15 protein-coding genes are annotated in these 13,266 nt (G+C 70.4%); 4 read left to right on the top strand and 11 right to left on the bottom strand.

The genetic code is table 11. The features are described from left to right. Window positions 1–185: 185 nt before the first annotated feature. The 4 genes from AC07A6_RS20745 to AC07A6_RS20730 all read right to left on the bottom strand — a co-directional run bounded on the left by AC07A6_RS20745 (window position 186) and on the right by AC07A6_RS20730 (window position 3,865). Window positions 186–776, bottom strand: coding sequence for a malonic semialdehyde reductase (locus AC07A6_RS20745; protein ID WP_362468462.1), 591 nt, complete (start codon window positions 774–776; stop codon window positions 186–188). Between the two features lie 97 nt (window positions 777–873). Further along, window positions 874–1,113, bottom strand: a complete 240-nt coding sequence (locus AC07A6_RS20740; protein WP_362468464.1) for an exodeoxyribonuclease VII small subunit — start codon at window positions 1,111–1,113, stop codon at window positions 874–876. 52 nt (window positions 1,114–1,165) lie between these two features. Further along, on the bottom strand, window positions 1,166–2,452 hold the full coding sequence (xseA, locus tag AC07A6_RS20735; RefSeq protein WP_362468466.1) for an exodeoxyribonuclease VII large subunit: 1,287 nt from the start codon (window positions 2,450–2,452) through the stop codon (window positions 1,166–1,168). Window positions 2,453–2,485: 33 nt separating this feature from the next. Further along, window positions 2,486–3,865, bottom strand: a complete 1,380-nt coding sequence (locus tag AC07A6_RS20730) for an APC family permease (RefSeq protein WP_478778031.1) — start codon at window positions 3,863–3,865, stop codon at window positions 2,486–2,488. An 86-nt stretch (window positions 3,866–3,951) separates the two neighbouring features. On the opposite strand from AC07A6_RS20730, the gene AC07A6_RS20725 reads away from it, so the two are divergent. Together AC07A6_RS20725 and ppgK are read left to right on the top strand one after the other, a co-directional pair. Continuing rightward, window positions 3,952–4,956, top strand: a complete 1,005-nt coding sequence (locus AC07A6_RS20725; protein ID WP_285341814.1) for a 4-hydroxy-3-methylbut-2-enyl diphosphate reductase — start codon at window positions 3,952–3,954, stop codon at window positions 4,954–4,956. A 21-nt stretch (window positions 4,957–4,977) separates the two neighbouring features. Continuing rightward, a complete protein-coding gene (gene ppgK, locus AC07A6_RS20720) occupies window positions 4,978–5,730 on the top strand; it encodes a polyphosphate--glucose phosphotransferase (RefSeq protein WP_478778030.1) in 753 nt (250 codons plus the stop codon). Here the strand turns inward: ppgK and AC07A6_RS20715 are convergent. Further along, entirely contained in the window at window positions 5,724–6,209 is a 486-nt protein-coding gene (locus AC07A6_RS20715) for a DUF6542 domain-containing protein (protein ID WP_386272922.1), read from the bottom strand. The two genes, ppgK and AC07A6_RS20715, sit on opposite strands and share 7 nt — an antisense overlap. A gap of 150 nt (window positions 6,210–6,359) precedes the next feature. On the opposite strand from AC07A6_RS20715, the gene ychF reads away from it, so the two are divergent. After that, window positions 6,360–7,448 (top strand): redox-regulated ATPase YchF, encoded by a 1,089-nt coding sequence (gene ychF, locus AC07A6_RS20710; RefSeq protein ID WP_362468473.1) that lies wholly within the window; start codon window positions 6,360–6,362, stop codon window positions 7,446–7,448. A 476-nt stretch (window positions 7,449–7,924) separates the two neighbouring features. Next, window positions 7,925–9,118, top strand: coding sequence for a hypothetical protein (locus AC07A6_RS20705; protein ID WP_478778029.1), 1,194 nt, complete (start codon window positions 7,925–7,927; stop codon window positions 9,116–9,118). A gap of 1 nt (window position 9,119) precedes the next feature. Here AC07A6_RS20705 and AC07A6_RS20700 read toward each other — a convergent pair whose 3' ends face one another. The 6 genes from AC07A6_RS20700 to AC07A6_RS20675 form a co-directional block, all read right to left on the bottom strand. After that, on the bottom strand, window positions 9,120–9,500 hold the full coding sequence (locus AC07A6_RS20700; RefSeq protein WP_478778028.1) for a glutamate ligase domain-containing protein: 381 nt from the start codon (window positions 9,498–9,500) through the stop codon (window positions 9,120–9,122). Beyond that, window positions 9,497–10,045: a C39 family peptidase gene (locus AC07A6_RS20695; protein ID WP_478778027.1), complete on the bottom strand. Its 549-nt coding sequence runs from the start codon at window positions 10,043–10,045 to the stop codon at window positions 9,497–9,499. The genes AC07A6_RS20700 and AC07A6_RS20695 overlap by 4 nt, the downstream gene beginning before the upstream one ends. A 13-nt stretch (window positions 10,046–10,058) precedes the next feature. Beyond that, the gene (locus AC07A6_RS20690; RefSeq protein ID WP_478778026.1) at window positions 10,059–11,153 is read right to left on the bottom strand and encodes a D-alanine--D-alanine ligase family protein; all 1,095 of its coding nucleotides are present in this window, start codon (window positions 11,151–11,153) and stop codon (window positions 10,059–10,061) included. Then, window positions 11,150–11,950 carry a diaminopimelate epimerase gene (gene dapF, locus AC07A6_RS20685; RefSeq protein ID WP_478778025.1) on the bottom strand — a complete coding sequence of 267 codons (801 nt, stop codon included), beginning with the start codon at window positions 11,948–11,950 and terminating at the stop codon, window positions 11,150–11,152. The genes AC07A6_RS20690 and dapF overlap by 4 nt, the downstream gene beginning before the upstream one ends. A 392-nt stretch (window positions 11,951–12,342) precedes the next feature. Further along, window positions 12,343–12,882, bottom strand: coding sequence for an NUDIX hydrolase (locus tag AC07A6_RS20680; RefSeq protein WP_478778024.1), 540 nt, complete (start codon window positions 12,880–12,882; stop codon window positions 12,343–12,345). Then, window positions 12,879–13,262: a hypothetical protein gene (locus AC07A6_RS20675; protein WP_478778023.1), complete on the bottom strand. Its 384-nt coding sequence runs from the start codon at window positions 13,260–13,262 to the stop codon at window positions 12,879–12,881. The genes AC07A6_RS20680 and AC07A6_RS20675 overlap by 4 nt, the downstream gene beginning before the upstream one ends. Between the last annotated feature and the right edge of the window lie 4 nt (window positions 13,263–13,266).

Here is a 13,266-nt window from a genome sequence, read left to right as displayed (position 1 = left end):
GACCGGGAGCCGGGGGATGGGAGTTGGGGGAGGGGGGGCCGCACCGGGAGGGGGGGGGGGGGGAAGACAGGGAAAAAGGAAAAAGGAGCCCCCCCCCCCCGGGATCCGGGGCGGGCGGCCTCTCTCGTCGTGTCACGTCACGTCGTGTCCGTGTCCGTGCCGGTGCTCAGACGGCGCGGGCGGGCTCAGACGGTGGTGATGACCTGGTCGAACTCCAGGCGCGGGGAGCGCGGGAACCAGGCGTTCTCGCCCGGCTTGCCGATGTTGACGACCATCAGCGGGGTGTGGTCGGCGTCCAGGAACTCCTTCTGCACGCCGGCGAAGTCCAGGCCGGTCATCGGGCCGGCGGCCAGGCCGGCGGCGCGGACGCCGATGATGAAGTAGGCGGCCTGGAGGGCGCTGTTCAGCAGGGCGGCCTGCTCGCGGACCGGGCGCTCGGAGAAGAAGGCGTCCTTGGCCTGCGGGAAGTGCGGCAGCAGCTGGGGGAGCTCCTCGTGGAACTCGTTGTCCGCGGAGAGGATGGCGACCAGCGGGGCGGCGGCCGTCTTGGCCTTGTTGCCCTCTTCCATGTGCTTCACGAGGCGCTCGCGGGCCTCGGGGGAGCGGACGAGGGTGATGCGCAGCGGGGTCTGGTTGAAGGCGGTGGGGCCGAACTTCACGAGGTCGTAGATGGCCTGGACCTGCTCCTCGGTCACCGGCTCGTCGGAGAACGAGTTGGCGGTGCGGGCCTCGCGGAACAGCAGGTCCTGGGCAGCGGCGTCGAGCACGAGAGACATCGGTAAGCCTTCTTCTATGCGGTGGTCAAGCGATGGCTCCGACTGTACGGCGCAAGTAGATGAAATTTCAACTACCACCTGGGGCGGGTGGTGCGGGTCACTCCTCGCGGCCGTCCCCGCCGTCCCCGGCCGCCGCCTCGCGGGCGGCCAGTGCCGAGTCCAGCCGGGCGCGGGCCCCTTCGAGCCAGTGCCGGCAGACCTTCGCCAGCTCCTCGCCGCGCTCCCAGAGGGCCAGGGACTCCTCCAGGGAGGTGCCGCCCGCCTCCAGCTTGCGGACGACCTCGACGAGCTCGTCCCTTGCCTGTTCGTACCCCAGTGCCGTATCGCTGTCGGTCATTCCTTGGTATCCCATCGTAGGAGTGTGGTGCGTCTGATTAGCGTGGAATATGTCAGATTTCGAGGGCCCCTGGACCCGTGGTCGACCCGCTCTCCACCGCCGCGTCCGGGACCTGCGGCGCAGCCTCCGGCACCTCCGCCACCGCCACCGTGAACTCGCCCGCCGCCACCCTGGCCCGCAGCACCTCGCCCTCCGCCACCTCCGAAGCCGCCCGCACCACGTGCCCGTCCGCCCGCTGGAGCACCGCGTACCCGCGCTCCAGGGTGGCCGCCGGCGACAGCGCCACCACCCGGGCGAGGGTGTGCTCCAGCTCGGAGTCGGCCCGGTCCAGCAGGTGCCCGAGCGTGCGCCGGCTGCGGGCCAGCAGCGCCTCCAGCTCGTCCTCCCGCACCTCCACCATCCGCCGCGGGTGCACGAACACCGGGCGCGCCAGCGCGTGCGCCAGGCCCCGCTCCTCCCGGTCCAGCAGCCCGCGCAGCGCCCGCAGCCCCCGCTCCTGGAGCTGGCGCACCCGCTGCAGCTCCTCGCCGACGTCCGGGACCACCTTCTTGGCCGCGTCCGTGGGCGTGGAGGCCCGCAGGTCCGCCACCAGGTCCAGCAGCGGGGAGTCCGGCTCGTGCCCGATCGCCGACACCACCGGCGTACGGGCCGCCGCGACCGTCCGCACGACCTCCTCGTCGGAGAACGGCAGCAGGTCCTCCACGCTGCCGCCGCCCCGCGCCACGATGATCACGTCCACGTCGGGCCGGGCGTCCAGCTCCTTGACCGCCTGCACCACCTGGGGCACCGCGTGCACCCCCTGCACCGCCACGTTGCGCACCTCGAAGCGGACCGCAGGCCAGCGCCGCCGGGCGTTCTCCAGCACGTCCCGCTCGGCCGCCGAGGCCCGCCCCACCACCAGGCCGATCAGCTGCGGCAGGAACGGCAGCGGCTTCTTGCGGGCCGGCGCGAAGAGCCCCTCGGCGGCCAGCGACCGCTTCAGCCGCTCCAGGCGCGCCAGCAGCTCCCCGATCCCGACCGGGCGGATCTCGGTCACCCGCAGGGACAGCTGCCCGCGCGGGGCGTACCACTCCGGCTTGGCCAGTACGACGACCCGCGCGCCCTCGGAGACCACGTCCGCGACCTCGTCCCAGACCTGGCGGAAGCAGGTCACGCTGACCGAGATGTCGTGCGACGGGTCGCGCAGCGTCAGGAACACCACCCCGGCCCCCGGCCGCCGGGACAGCTGCGTGATCTGCCCCTCCACCCACACCTGGCCCAGGCGGTCGATCCAGCCCCCGATGAGCCGGGACACCTGACCGACCGGCAGCGGCGCATCAGCCGACGTATTCAGACCCATGCACGCAGGCTAACCGCCCCCGCTGACAGCGTCTCAGGCCCGGTACGGGGTGTCGGCGTCCTCCCGCCCGCGCCCGCGCTGCACGAGGAGCACCCCCAGCCCCGCCAGCAGCCACACCGCGCCCACCAGCTGCGCCGTCCAGGAGGCCTCCACGATCACGGCCACCGTCACGGCGGCCCCGAGGACCGGCACCACCAGGTGCTTCCACCACACCGGCGCCCCCTCGCGCCGCCGGACCACGAACCACCCCACCACCGAGGCGTGCAGCAGGGTGAACGCCACCAGTGCCCCCACGTCCACCACGGAGACCAGGTGGTCGAGGCCGTCGTCGCGCCGGGCCGCCCACACAGCCGCCACCAGCGTCACCGCCGCCGCCACCAGCAGCGCCGCCCGCGGGGTGCCGCCCGAGGTGCGCGCCAGCGCACGCGGCAGCCGCCGCTCCCGGGCCATCGCGAACAGCAGCCGGCCGGCCGCCGCCTGCCCGGCCAGCGCGGCGAAGGCCGCCCCGACCGCCTTGCTCACCGCCACCAGGTCGTGCAGCCAGGGCCCGACCGAGGCCTCCACCGCGTCGTAGAAGGCCGGCCCCTGCCGCCCCGGGTCGGCCGCCAGCTCCGCCGAGGACACCGGGGACAGCAGCGCCGCCAGATAGGTCTGCGCCACGAACAGCACCCCGGTCAGCACCAGGCAGAACAGCACCGCCCGGGCCACCCGGGCACTGCCCCCGGTGACCTCCTCCGCGAAGGAGGCGATGGCGTCGAAGCCCAGGTACGACAGGACGGCCACGGACACCGCGCCCAGCACGGCCGCCGCCGAGAAGCCCAGCGAGCCGTCCCCGGTCAGCGGCGAGAGCCAGCCGCGCCGGGCCCCGCCCTGGGCCAGCACGGTCACCGCCGCCACCAGGAACACCAGCAGCACCACGATCTCCATGGCCAGCACCGCGAAGCCCACCCGCGCGGCCGCCCGTACGCCCCACAGGTTCAGCGCCGTGGTGGCCACCACCGCCAGGGCCGTCCACACCCACCGCGACACCTCCGGGACCAGCGCGTGCATCGCGATCCCGGAGAACAGGTACGCCACCGCCGGGATCAGCAGGTAGTCGAGCATCGCCATCCAGCCCGCGATCAGCCCCGCCCCCTCGCCGAGCCCCTTGCGGGCGTAGGTGAAGACCGAGCCGGCCTGCGGGGCCACCCGCACCATCTGCGCGTACGAGAAGGCCGTGAACGCCATCGCCACGGTCGCGACGGCGTACACGAGGGCCACCGCGCCGTGCGACTTCGCGTCGAGGGTGCCGAAGACCCCCACGGGGGCCATGGGGGCGATGAAGAGCAGCCCGTAGACCACCAGGTCCCGGAAGCCCAGGTTCCGGCGCAGCGCCGCGGGGGCCGCCGTGCTGGAATCCGTAGCGGATGCCATCGATCCTCCGGGGGACGCTCGGTACGTACGTTCGGCCAAGTCTGTGCCGAACGGGCGACGACCGGCCTGCTGGAGACCCCCGTACGATGGAGCACATGACTGCTGCCGCCCCTGCTCCCGCATCCCGCCGCGTCCTGCTCGCCGCCCCCCGCGGTTACTGCGCGGGCGTGGACCGTGCCGTGATCGCCGTCGAGAAGGCCCTGGAGCAGTACGGTGCTCCGGTCTACGTCCGCCACGAGATCGTGCACAACAAGTACGTCGTCCAGACGCTGCAGAAGAAGGGCGCCATCTTCGTCGAGAAGACGGAGGAGGTCCCGCCCGGCAACATCGTGATGTTCTCCGCGCACGGCGTGGCCCCGGTGGTGCACGAGGAGGCGGCGCGCGGCAGGCTCGCGACGATCGACGCGACCTGCCCCCTGGTCACCAAGGTCCACAAGGAAGCCGTCCGCTACGCCAACGAGGACTTCGACATCCTCCTCATCGGCCACGAGGGCCACGAGGAGGTCATCGGCACCTCCGGCGAGGCCCCGGACCACATCACCATCGTCGACGGCCCCGACGACGTGGCCAAGGTCGAGGTCCGCGACGAGTCCAAGGTCGTCTGGCTCTCCCAGACCACCCTCTCCGTGGACGAGACCATGGAGACCGTCGACGCGCTGAAGACGAAGTTCCCGCTGCTCGTCTCCCCGCCCAGCGACGACATCTGCTACGCCACCTCGAACCGGCAGGCCGCCGTCAAGGTGATGGGCGCCGACTCCGACCTCGTCATCGTCGTCGGCTCCAAGAACTCCTCGAACTCCATCCGCCTGGTCGAGGTCGCCCTCGACGCCGGCGCGAAGGCCGCCCACCTGGTCGACTTCGCGAGCGAGATCGACGAGGCCTGGCTGGACGGCGTCACCACCGTCGGCCTGACCTCGGGCGCCTCCGTCCCGGAGGTCCTCGTCGAGGAAGTCCTCGAATGGCTCGCCCAGCGCGGCTACGCGGACGTGGAGATCGTCAAGACGGCCGAGGAGCACATCACCTTCTCGCTGCCCAAGGAGCTGCGCCGGGACCTGCGGGCCGAGGCCGCGGAACTGGTCGCCGAGAAGTAAGTCCTTTCGTACCGTATGTCCATGCAGATCTTCGGTGTGGACATCGGCGGTTCAGGCATCAAGGGCGCTCCCGTGGACCTGGCCCGCGGCGAGCTGGCACAGGAGCGCCACAAGGTACTCACCCCACAGCCGGCCACCCCCGAGGGGGTGGCCGGCTGTGTCGCTGAGGTGGTCGGCGCCTTCTCCTGGGACGGCCCCGTCGGGGTCACCTTCCCGGGCGTGGTCACGGGGGGCGTCACCCGCACGGCGGCCAACGTCGACCCGGGCTGGATTGGCGTCGACGCGGCGGCCCTGCTCTCCGCCCGGCTGGACGGCAGGCCCGTCACGGTCCTCAACGACGCCGACGCGGCGGGCGTCGCCGAGATGACGTACGGGGCGGGGCGCGGGGTGGCGGGCACGGTGCTCCTGCTCACCCTGGGCACGGGCATCGGCAGCGCGCTCTTCCAAGACGGCCGGCTCGTACCGAACACGGAGCTGGGCCACCTGGAGCTCAAGGGCCACGACGCGGAGACGCGGGCCTCGGTGAAGGCCAAGGAGGACGGGGACCTCAGCTGGGAGCGCTGGGCGCACCGGCTGCAGAAGTACCTGGCCCACGTGGAGATGCTCTTCTCCCCGGACCTGTTCATCCTGGGCGGTGGAGTCAGCCGCAAGCCGGAGAAGTTCCTGCCGCTGGTCAAGGGGATCCGGGCGGAGATCGTCCCCGCGAAGCTCCAGAACAACGCGGGCATCGTCGGCGCGGCGATGGCCGCGCGCGACGCGTCCGGCCCTCAGTAGGCGGCGCCGGCCGCCCTGCGCTGCTGCCGGGCGGCCCGCTTGCGCCCGCTCAGGGCGGCCCGGCGCACCAGCGCGATCAGCCCGGCGGCCAGCGTGCCCGCGTACAGCCACCCGGCGTGCAGGGACAGCGCGGACACCACCCCCATCAGCTGCCCGCCGAAGCCGCCGGAGCCGCCCGAGACGGGCCACACCCCGGCGGCGAAGGCGATGGGGGCCGAGATCGGCGCGGTGACCAGGTCCGCCGGCCGCACCCACACGCCGACCGCGGCGGAGACGGGCAGGAAGAGCAGCCCGTACGCGAAGAGCGAGGAACCGAAGAGCAGCCGGCACACCCCCGCGACCAGCAGCATCGCCAGGCAGGCGAACAGCCCGGCGCCGAACCCGGTCAGCATGGGCCGGGGCAGCCGGCGGGGCGCGGCGGGCCGCCGCGCCTGGGCGGGCACACGGGCGGGTGCCTGCGGGTGACGTACCGAACGCATCCTGTATTGCTCCACCCCACCAAACTAGGCGGGAAGGCCCCCGAACCCGGGCGCGGACACGCGTACAACGAGTGCCGCTCATCGGAAAGTAAACTGTCGGGTGGCCCACCTCCGGGCCGCCGCCCCCTCCAGCTACGGGAAGTCGCCAACGTGTCGCTCACGATCGGAATCGTCGGCCTGCCGAATGTCGGCAAGTCGACCCTGTTCAACGCCCTGACCAAGAACGACGTGCTGGCGGCCAACTACCCGTTCGCCACCATCGAGCCGAACATCGGCGTCGTCGGCGTCCCGGACCCCCGCCTGGCCAAGCTGGCCGGGATCTTCGGCTCCCAGAAGATCCTCCCCGCCACGGTCGACTTCGTCGACATCGCCGGCATCGTGCGCGGCGCCTCGGAGGGCGAGGGCCTGGGCAACAAGTTCCTGGCGAACATCCGCGAGTCGGACGCGATCTGCCAGGTCATCCGCGCCTTCAAGGACGAGAACGTCGTCCACGTCGACGGCAAGGTCTCGCCCAAGGACGACATCGAGACGATCAACACCGAGCTGATCCTCGCCGACCTCCAGTCCATCGAGAAGGCGGAGCCGCGCCTGACGAAGGAGTCCCGTCTCCAGAAGGAGAAGGTCGCGGTCCTGGCGGCGGTCGTCGAGGCCAAGAAGATCCTCGAAGCCGGCGACACCCTCTTCTCCAAGGGCATCACCAAGGGCACGGAGCAGGGCGACCTCCTCCACGAGCTGCACCTCCTCACCACCAAGCCGTTCCTCTACGTCTTCAACGTGGACGAGGACGAGCTGACGGACGAGGCCTTCAAGTCGGAGCAGGCCGCCCTGGTCGCCCCGGCCGAGGCGATCTTCCTGAACGCGAAGCTGGAGGCGGACCTCGCGGAGCTCGACGACGAGGAGGCCCTGGAGCTCCTCCAGTCGGTCGGCCAGGACGAGCCCGGCCTCGCCACCCTCGGCCGCGTCGGCTTCGCCACCCTGGGCCTCCAGACGTACCTGACGGCCGGCCCGAAGGAAACCCGCGCCTGGACCATCAAGCAGGGCGCCACGGCCCCCGAGGCGGCCGGCGTGATCCACACCGACTTCCAGCGCGGCTTCATCAAGGCCGAGGTCATCTCCTTCGCGGACCTGGTCGAGTGCGGCTCGGTCACCGAGGCCCGCGCCAAGGGCAAGGCCCGCATGGAGGGCAAGGAGTACGTCATGCAGGACGGCGACGTGGTGGAGTTCCGCTTCAACGTGTAGTGGGCGACATACCACCACTTCGCTGATCTGACAAACATGCAGGTCAGAAGGGGTCCGACTCTCTTGAGTCGGGCCCCTTAGTTTTTCCCGTGCTGGATCGGTGCTGGATAATCTGACGACTCGTCACCCGTCATCACCCCTCGTCATCCGCACCGTGCTGGATTCGTGCTGGGTCGGGTCGAGGGTGCCAGCGCCCGGATGTGAACGACCGCCGCGCGGTTCCTGATCGACTTCTCCTACTGGCGAACGGCGTTCGTCCTCGGGTAGCCGGGCGGGCTGTTCCGCGCCCCATTTGCAGTGCTCTGTCCCCGTGGTGATGCAGGTCTAGACCAGAGGCGCGTCATCCCCTCGGGTTGGACCTAATGCGACCGCAGGATGACTCGAAAGATCCACTTTGTGCGACTGTTTTTCGAACACGTGTTCTCGTGTTAGAAGTAATCGGAAGCACTCATTCCAGGGGGAAGGAACAACCTGCCGTGTCGCCGCACCGCCGCCCGTTTGTCTCCAGAGTTCTTGCGCTGCCCGAGAAGGGTGAGCCGCAGAGAAAGACTGCGATCACGGCCTGGGGTCTCATAGCCACGACCGCCGTCTTCACCACGACGTTTGGCCTGGTCGACCGCTCCCGATATGAGGCAGCGGAGGAGCGTGCCGACGGTACGGCTGCGACCGTGCCGGACATCGAGCCCGAGGACGACGGGGTCTACCGCCACGACCCGGCATCGGGGTACGTGCCCACCTACTTCGACGGCCACGGAGGCATCGCGGGCGTACCGCTGACGGAGGAACAGCGTGACGCCGTGGTCCGGGAGGCCCTCCGACGCGGCGTCTCGGAGGAGGACGCCCGTGCGTTGGCCTACGGCGAGGGCGAGGGGGCGTCTCCGCTGCGCCCGGAGGGCCCCAGGGGGAAGTCCCCGAGCCCCGGGATGACGGTGCTGGCCTCCGAGCCGATCTACCGCGAGGTGGCCCCGCTGGAGAAGCGGGTCGAAGGCGACGATGGCTACGCTGCCCCCGCCGCCCCGGACCCGAAGGTCAGGCACGAGAGCGTCGGCCGGCAGCAGTCCGGCAGGCGCGAAGAGAAGAGCAAGGGGCGCACCAAGCCGGGCAGCGCCAAGGAACAGATGAGGAACATGGTGGAGAGGGTCATTCCCGACCCGATCGAGGAACCACTCCGCGAGGTCCTGACCCCTCTGAACCCCTTCCGCAGCTACATGAAGGCCATCAGCCAGCCCGGCACCGAGCCGGTGTTCACCGTTTCTCCCCCCGAGGGCGGCATGGTGACCATCACCGCGGAATCGCAGGTGACGGACAGCCTGGCTGTCACGGTCGAGGTCAAGACACCGGTACAGCAGACTTCGGACTCGCCGCCGCCGACCGTCTCGGTGACTGTCACGAATCCCGAGACGGATGTGGTGACGGTCGCGGTGGAGGAGCGGGTTGTCCCCGGAGGGCAGGTCGACATTCCGAGGGTTGCCATTGGCGAAGTGGTCGAGGCAGTCACGACCGCCGCAGCCAACCCCGATGCGCCCAGCGAGGACGAGGCGGCTGTCGCCGAGGTGCAGAAGGAAGTGCCCAGCAGCCCGGTGGAAGCAGGAACGCCCGCATCGTTGGCGGAGACACCCCCGGCCGGCAGGGAGGGCGGCGAAGTGGCCCCCTTGCCTCGGGCGGGTTAGCTCAGGGCAAGTGGTTGCCGGACAGGTCCGTGACGGGCTGGCCCGTGAGGGACTGGGCGACCTGCCAGAGCTGACCGCCCCGCGACGCCTTGACGAGTACCTTGTCCCCCGGCCGAAGGATGGTGTGCAGGTAAGCCGCGGCGGTCCGGTTGTCGCCCACCATCGCCACTTCGGGTACGCCTGCGGCGCCAGCCGCGAGGGCGAGTTGCTTCGCGAGGTCCCCGCCGATGGCGAGGACGAGATCGACACCGACCTCGGCGGCGAAACGGCCGATTCCGCGATGCGCTTCGGCTGCTTCTTCGCCGAGCTCAAGCATTTCCCCGAGCACGGCGATCCTCCGGCAGCCTTCGGCCTTGGGCGCTTCGCCGCCTGGCTCGGTCATCGAGACTCTCCGTCGGTCAGGGGCGCGAAGGTGATCGCGCGGCCGGTGTATGAGTGGGCCAGGCGGCTGAGGGGGACGCGATCGTGCGTCTGGCCCCACCTCGACGGGTCTCGGAAGAGGATCGTCGGGTCGGGGCCGTCCTCGTAGCCGCGAAGGATGATCAGGTGACCGCCTTTGCGGCCGTCGTCGGGGAGCTGCTCGGTCACGGACACGATCAGCGGCGCGGTGTCCAGGCGTCTCGGCAGCTCCTCGACCGGTACCGGTTCGGCGGTCGACGGAACTCCCAGCTCGGTCGCCAGGTTCGCCACCCCTGCGTGGAGTGCTCCACGGGGCGTCAGAACCTCGTGCTTGACCGCGAGCTTCAGGAGTTCCGTGACCGTCGGTGCCTCGCACCCGTAGGCGAGCAGGATCGCCTTGAGCGACGCCAGGCCGCACGCCCGGTTGGACCATTCGATCCTGTCTCCCAGCGCCCAACCGCCGTGTAGATCCCACTCGGCGGGTTCGATGAGCTGTCGGCACAGGGGGACATCGTGGACGCGCGGCACAGCGGCAGGGCTCCTACGGCGAGACGGCAGCCTCCCGAGTCGCCGTGCTACCGGAGAACGCGGGAGAGGGCAGGGGGACATCGTACGGCTGGCGAGTCAGCGCCTCGTGCAGCATGGCCAGCACGACGTCCGTGTGCGTGAGTCCGACCATCGCGGCGCCCACCACGAAGTTGGATTCGCGGGACATCCCCGGCGTGCTGTTGACCTCCAGCACCTGCGGCTCGCCGTCCCCGGTGAGGATGAAGTCCACGCGGGCCGAGCCGCGCAGCCCGAGCCCGTTCCACAGCCTCGTGGCGTGCTCGTTGACCTTGTCCAGCACCTCGGGCGCCAGCTCCGCGGCCCGGACGGTGACGCCGCCCCTGGAGTCAACGTCGAGCTTCGTGTCGGCGTCGTAGAACTCCGCTTCGGTCGCCTCGGTCGCCAGCGGGGGGAACACGACGACCTCGCCGCCGGGCAGCTCCAGCATGCCGACGGTCAGCGGCGTACCGGTCAGGTACTCCTCGACGAGTACCGCGTCACCTTCCGTGCCGGCCGCGTCCTCCAGGGCCTTGGCGAGTTCCGCCTGCTCTCGTACCAGGCTCATGCCAACGCTCGACCCGCCGAAGGGCGGCTTCACCATCACGGGCCGTCCGCTCCAGTTGACCGCGCCCCCGGGAGACCACACCCACCAGCCCGGCGTGGGGACGCCGAGGGTCAGCATCACGCGCTTGCAGAGGATCTTGTCGGCGGCTACAGCGGACGCTCCGACTCCGCTGCCGCAGTACGGCACGCGCAGGTAGTCGAGCAGACCTTGCAGGCGCCCGTCCTCGCCGTACGGGCCGTGAAGGTTCGACAGGGCCACCTCGTACGCGGACAGCTCCATGATGAAGTCCGTCTCGCACGGGTTCAGCTCCTGCCAGCGAGCCCCGATCTCGTCCAGGGCCTCGGACAGCGCGGTCACGGACCGCTGGTCCACGGGGCACTTCGAGTGGTAGAGCCGGTCCTCGGCCGACACCGGGCCGTAGATCAGGGCGACCCTGAGCCCCTGGTGGTCGCGCTGCCAGTCGCGAAGCGTCGCGGCGGCCTCCTGCACTGCGGCTTCCGAGCTGGAGGTGAGGAAGAGAGTCATGCGAGCACCCCTTCGAAGGTGTTGGTGACCGGGCCTCCGACCCATTGCGTCTGCTTGGGCCGGCTGCTGTGGGAACGGACCGTGAGCGGTTCGCCGGCACGGTTGTGGACAGTGACGGAGCGCGGGCCTACGAGTCCGCGCATCCTGGCGATGACGACCGCCGCCACGGCTCCACTGCCGCACGACAGGGTTTCCGCTTCGACACCGCGTTCGTACGTCCGGATCTTGAGTGCCTGGTCGCCGAACGGCTGGACGAAGTTGACGTTGGTCCCTAAAGGCGCGAGGGCGGCATGGTGGCGGATGAGGCGGCCGACCGTAACCGCGTCGATGGCGTCCACGTCGTCCACGATGGCGACGACGTGCTCGGTGCCGGTGTGCACGCTGTCGAACCAGGTCGGCTTGCCGTTGATCACGGTCTGCACGCGACGCGGGTCGATCACGCCCACCTCGGCCGTGACCCACACAGAGTCGTCGGTGACACGAGCGTCGTGCATGACCCCTGCCATGCGGAGGCGCATCTCGCTGAAGCCGTGGTCCCGGTGCGCGGCCCAGGCGGAGCACCGGAGCGCGTTGCCGCACATCGTGGCAACCGAGCCGTCCGCGTTGAAGCAGTCGACTTCGAGAACGGTCGGCTCATCGCTGACCAGGCTGCTGATGACAAGGCCGTCCGCACCGACGCCGGTACGTCTGGCGCAGAGGCGTTCGGCCTCCTTCGGCCACTCCCTTTTGTCGGCCGGGGCGAGGTCGGTGAGCAGGACGAAGTCGTTGCCTGCCCCGTGAATCTTGCGGAAGCGCATGGCGAAGCTCCTCGCGGCGTGAGGTGAGAAGGGTGGAGAGATTTCGGAGGCGTTCTGGTCAGAGAAGTTCGAGCGGCCGGTAGATGGTCCGGGGCTCGCGCATGATCACCGGGGCGTGCCCGGTGAAGTGCAAGACGCGGTGGGCCGATGTGCCGGAGGCCCTCATGTCCCGGACCCGCTGAAACGCTCCATCGAGGTACAGGAAGTCGCCTATGCGCACATCGCCAGGCGGCCTGTTCCGCTGCTCGACCGTCCCGACAGGGGGAGTCGGCTTGGCGGGCGGTTCCACGGCCCTGCGCTCGTACATCAGCCCCTCCAGATGGCGAAGAGGAGGGTGCCGCCGAGCGCCACAAGGCTGGCAAGGTAGGCGAGTTGTTCGTTTCGGGGGCTCATCAGGTTCCGATCAGGAGGCTCTCCAGACGACCACGGAGCGCCGGGATGCCGACTTCGGACAGCGGCACCCAGGCCGCCGCGCCCGTTTCGAGCGCCGACGGGTACACGGCGCCCGCGTGCGCCCGGAAGAGGTAGCGGATGCCCACCCGGAGGCGAGGGCCATACCCGTGCTGACTCGCGGGCGTCACGTCGACCAGGAAGGGGCCCTCGCTGCCGGGCTGCGTCCACACATCCCGGATGCCGACCTCCTCGGTCAGCAGGCGAAGGGCTGCCTCGCTGAGCGAGTCGTCCTGGTCCTCCGGTTCGGCCTCCGCGAGGGCGTAGCCACCCTCGTGCCGCAGACACAGGACGCGGGCCCGCTCGTCGACGACGACAGCCGCCGTCATCACGAGGGGACAGCGCTGGTCGTGCGTGCAGGCTTGGCGCCGTGAGTGGTCGAGTGCGGCGTCGTAGACCGGCATCAACGCCATCTGGTCGGCGGGGTGATCGTGGAGGTAGTGGGAAAGCTCCCGGATGATCTGGTCCTCCTTGACGCTCACGGCGCGTCCAGCCCGTTGCGCTCGGTGTAGACCCAGAGCAGCCGCCGCGTGAGCGTGGCGACGTCCCGGGCGTAGAGCCAGGCCCCGAAGGTCGGCGTGTTCTCCGTCGGGCGCTCCTTGGGGTCGATCAAGGCACGGCCCTTGCGGACGAGCTTCTGCACCTCGGCGTCCTTGTCCGCCCCCAGGTCCTGGTCGAGCAGGAGGTTCAGGTGCTGGACGACTGCCGGCGTGACGCCGTCGATGTCGTTGCGGGTCGTGGACCCCACCCGCATCGCGAGGATCGAATCCGTACGCAGAGAGATTTCCTCGGTGTCGACGGGGGGATTCTCGGCCGTTTCATCGGCCGCCCCCAACGCCTTGCCGGTACTTGCCAAAGCCATCACT

It is taken from the genome of Streptomyces sp. NPDC044002 (assembly GCF_056434525.1).
Note: the sequence above shows the minus strand (reverse complement) of the source record. Positions and strands in the feature narration are given on the sequence as shown.